This is a genomic window from Companilactobacillus halodurans (genome assembly GCF_009600985.1).
GTDB classification, from domain to species: Bacteria; Bacillota; Bacilli; order Lactobacillales; family Lactobacillaceae; genus Companilactobacillus; species Companilactobacillus halodurans.
In genome coordinates this window covers 1-1,437 of sequence record NZ_VDFP01000127.1, presented here as the reverse complement: position 1 = coordinate 1,437, position 1,437 = coordinate 1, and the positions used below count along the sequence as shown (strand labels likewise).

Genomic DNA, 1,437 nt, shown 5'->3' with positions numbered 1-1,437 from the left:
TGAAGTGAACCCCATTAATTGGAGTTTATTTTAGGCAATCAGTTGGTCGGAAAGATTCCGGTATTCTACCGGTGTCTTTCCGGCCAATTTTGTCCTTATCCTTTTGTTGTTATAGTAATATACATATTCCTCAATGCCTTTTCTTAAATCTTCATATGTTTCATAATCAAAATTATGTGTCGTTCCTATCTTTAAAATATGAAACACACTTTCAGCTACCGCATTATCTAAGCATGTCGCTTTGCGACTCATGCTTTGGATGATGCGGTTTTTCTTTAAACTTTGTACATATACGTTATTTTGGTAATGGAATCCTTGATCTGAATGGATCATCATTCTGTAGTTTAGTTGTGGCCGCATAGCTATTAATTCTTCTAAAGGCTTCATTACAAAGTTCATATCTGCTTTTAATCCAATATTCCAAGTAATGATTTCACCACTGTATATATCGATAAATGCAGTAAAATATGCTCGTTCTTCTCTTGTTTCATTCCCCCAACGAACCTCAGTGACATCTGTTACTATTTTTTGAAAAGGTCTGTCAGTTTTAAATCTACGGTTCAAAATATTTTTAGCCACTTTGCCAACTGAACCTTTATAAGTATTCAATTTTCTGGTTTTTCGTTCATAGGCATGACAAAGTAGATCATTCTTTCTCATGATTCTTAGAACAGCCTTATGGTTTACAATGATTCCCATATTTCTAAGAGCAGATGTAACAGTTCGATATCCGTAATCGATATTCTTTTCACGAATATCTTTTATCTTTTGAACGAGCTCTTCTGATTTTCTATTACGACCATAGATATGATTATGGGAGTAATGATAACTACTACTAGACATTCCAACTACTTCCAAAATAATTGAAAGTCTTATTTTCAATTCAAGCCTTAACTCACTTATTATCTGTGCTTTTTGTTGGTTGGTGATTTCGGATTCTTTTGAGTTAAGGCTTTTAATTTTTCCAAGTAAGCTACCTTGACCCTTAATCGTTCGTTTTCAGCTTCTAATTCTTTTAATTTTCTATCTTTATTATTTTCAGACATAATATCAAACCGTCCTATTTGTGGTTTAAGACGTCCAGATATTAATGATTTCTCCCACTGCCAAATGGTTGCTGGTGCCTTGATATCAAAGTGCTTAGCAGTTGAAGGATAAGATTCACTATTATCTATTCGCCAAGTAATTACCATAATTTTAAACGAATAGTCATGAATTGTCCTCCCATTTCTGAAAGGAATTAATCCATCAACGCCAAAGCGTTGATATGCATACATCCATTGATAAATAGTTGCCGTTCCTCTAATATCATATTTTTTCATAGCTTGTACAATAGGCAACCCATTATTAACATCTGTTATACAAGCCAATTTAATATCTTTTGAAAACAAAGAAAACCCTCCCGTTGGATTACTCCAACTAGGAGGGTTCACTTCA

General features: G+C 33.8%; 2 protein-coding genes. Both read right to left on the bottom strand.

The window, feature by feature from the left end; genetic code table 11:
• Positions 1 to 30: 30 nt before the first annotated feature.
• A complete protein-coding gene (locus tag FHL06_RS12975) occupies positions 31 to 882 on the bottom strand; it encodes an IS3 family transposase (protein ID WP_238334050.1) in 852 nt (283 codons plus the stop codon).
• A gap of 20 nt (positions 883 to 902) precedes the next feature.
• Positions 903 to 1,437: helix-turn-helix domain-containing protein (locus FHL06_RS12970; RefSeq protein WP_337692576.1), on the bottom strand; the 535-nt coding region annotated here is incomplete at its 5' end.